Below are 2,480 nucleotides of genomic sequence, written 5' to 3' on the forward strand. Positions count from 1 at the left end.
GCAGCAAGACGTCCACGCCAAGATCCTTGCCCTGAACCTCGCCAGCATGGTTCGAGGACTCGCCCAGGTGCTCGCAACCCGCCGCCACGCCGCGCGCAAGCATGCCTATCACGTCCGCTGGACCAGCAGCCTCTCGACCATGAAGCACACCCTGGTTCGACTACTGATCGGCACCTTACATCCTCCAACCACCCTGCTGACGCAGGCCGTCCTCACGCTTTCCGATGCCGTCGAGGCGGTACGGCCAGACCGACAATTTCCACGCCGCAATCCCGGCAAGCTCAAGCCTGGATTCCACCCGGCTTACTGCCGGGCGGCTTAAGTCCATGGCATTGGGGGCGGGACTCGAGTGTGTTGCCGAGATGTCTCGCCACGTTCGCCGTGATGAGATTGTGGTTGAAGGATGCGCCGGTCATGGCGAAGACCTGACCATCGACGTACTCATGCTTCTCGTCGACGCACTCGCGCTCCGCGGCGAGATAATCTTCGAAGCTGTAATAGGGCTTGGGCTGCCTGGACATGGGCTTCTCCTGAACCGATTCGGCAAGTATAGACGGTCGTGCTCCGAATCTGGACATTAGACGCAGCGACCAAATTCATAGCGATTCATGAAGATACCGGTGACAATTTCGTGCGGCCTTGATCATCCGCTGGTCCAAGGCCGAGCGTCTTAGGCGGTGATCAAGGGGTGTAAACGTCGCTCAGGATGCGTTGCGGGACTCCAACTCCAAGTCGCCCCAAGGTCCTCGCGACGTGATAGCCTTTTTGCTCCGGTTCGCCCTGCTCCAGGCCGCTACTCGGCACTCAGGTGCTGAGTGCGATGGTTCACGGTAGCGCACTGAGCGGTAGCGTTCACACCGGACCCGTCAACACCCAGCACCAAGCCAGGTCACAGGCGCCACGACTCGGACTCGCCAAGGTCCTTCACCGCTTGAGCGCTTTTCCAAGTTGGTAGCGATTTGGCAAGGGCGAACAGCGACACCCAGACATTCGACAGCGACGCCTGCGACGCGCGGAGATCCCATGCCCACGATTGGAACCCCTTTTACTTCCACCGCGACCAAAGTGCTGCTCTGCGGGGCCGGCGAACTTGGCAAAGAGGTGGTGATCGAACTCAAGCGACTCGGCGTTGAGGTCATCGCCTGCGACCGCTATCCCAATGCCCCGGCGATGCAGGTCGCAGACCGCGCCTACAGTTTTTCCATGCTCGACGGTGCGGAGCTGCGGCGCGTCATTGAGCTAGAGCGTCCGGACTACATCGTCCCGGAGATCGAGGTGATTGCCACGGACACGCTGCTTGCGCTGGAGGCGGAGGGCTTCACGGTCATCCCGACCGCACGGGCAGCGCGGCTGACGATGAACCGCGAGGGGATCCGCCGACTGGTCGCTGAGGAGCTTGGTATCCCGACCTCGCCCTACCGCTTCGCCGACACCCGCGAGGACTTCGAGCAAGCGGTGACCGAAATCGGCCTGCCCTGCGTGGTCAAGCCGATCATGAGTTCCTCGGGCAAGGGCCAGAGTCTGGTGCGCCACGCGGATGAGATCGGCCATGCCTGGGACTACGCGCAGGCCGGAGGGCGCGCCGGCGGCGGACGCGTCATCGTCGAGGGGTTCGTCGACTTCGACTATGAGATCACCCTGCTCACGATCCGCCACCGTGACGGGACCACCTTCTGCGAGCCGATCGGCCATCGTCAGGAGGACGGCGACTACCGTGAGTCCTGGCAGCCGCAGCCGATGACGCCGCCCGCCTTGGCACGCGCCCGCGAGATCGCGGCGCGGGTCACCGAGGCGCTCGGCGGACGCGGCCTCTTCGGCGTCGAGCTGTTCGTGCGCGGCGACGCCGTGATCTTCAGCGAGGTCTCCCCGCGCCCCCACGATACCGGCATGGTGACCCTGATCTCGCAGGATCTCTCGGAGTTCGCGCTCCACGCGCGCGCCATCCTCGGGCTGCCGATCCCCGAGATCCACCAGCAGGGTCCTGCCGCCTCGGCGGTCATCCTGGTCGAAGGGGAGTCGGACCAGCCGCGCTTCGGCAACCTGGCCGCGGCACTCGCCGAGCCCGGCACCGATCTGCGCCTGTTCGGCAAGCCGGAGGTACGGGGACGCCGCCGCATGGGCGTAGCCTTGGCGCGAGGAAGCAATATCGACGACGCCAAGGCGCGCGCCTTGCGCGTTGCCGCCCAGGTCGAGGTCACGCTGGACTGAGTGGACGGGTGATGGGCTTGAGCGTCACCTCAGCGCTGGACGGACGTGCCCATCCCGCAAGGCGCGCGGCTGGATGATGGGCACGCCTGCCAACCCTCAGAGGCTGTCTGAAAAACCTCGTACAAGGGGCGACTTTAGTCGCCCTTGGCACTGGCGGGAGGGCGAATGAATTCGCCCCTTGTATGTTCTGTTCTCAGGGATTGATAAGGAGGAGTGATAAACGGAGTTTATGAAGAGAGCCCGGGAAGCCGTTCGCCCCTGAAGCCTGGACG

At 64.1% G+C, this 2,480-nt stretch carries 2 protein-coding genes and 1 pseudogene; 2 read left to right on the forward strand and 1 reads right to left on the reverse strand.

Annotated features, from left to right (window positions below; translation table 11 throughout):
• Window positions 1-322, forward strand: a pseudogene (locus G3480_RS26145) (IS4 family transposase); the annotation flags it as partial.
• Here G3480_RS26145 and G3480_RS26150 read toward each other — a convergent pair.
• Complete coding sequence (locus G3480_RS26150) at window positions 282-521, reverse strand: Uma2 family endonuclease (protein ID WP_164657128.1); 240 nt, start codon at window positions 519-521, stop codon at window positions 282-284. The pseudogene G3480_RS26145 and the gene G3480_RS26150 sit on opposite strands and share 41 nt — an antisense overlap.
• A gap of 502 nt (window positions 522-1,023) precedes the next feature.
• Between G3480_RS26150 and purT the strand changes: the two genes are divergently transcribed.
• Window positions 1,024-2,208, forward strand: coding sequence for a formate-dependent phosphoribosylglycinamide formyltransferase (gene purT / locus G3480_RS26155; RefSeq protein ID WP_164657129.1), 1,185 nt, complete (start codon window positions 1,024-1,026; stop codon window positions 2,206-2,208).
• The last annotated feature ends 272 nt before the right edge of the window (window positions 2,209-2,480 follow it).

This window comes from Thiorhodococcus mannitoliphagus (assembly GCF_010915725.1).
Lineage (GTDB): Bacteria > Pseudomonadota > Gammaproteobacteria > Chromatiales > Chromatiaceae > Thiorhodococcus > Thiorhodococcus mannitoliphagus.

What these genes read in the sequence shown, in the direction of transcription:
- G3480_RS26150 (WP_164657128.1), bottom strand. Translation starts at nt 521, where the DNA reads ATGTCCAGGCAGCCCAAGCCCTATTACAGCTTCGAAGATTATCTCGCC.
- purT (WP_164657129.1), top strand. Translation starts at nt 1,024, where the DNA reads ATGCCCACGATTGGAACCCCTTTTACTTCCACCGCGACCAAAGTGCTG.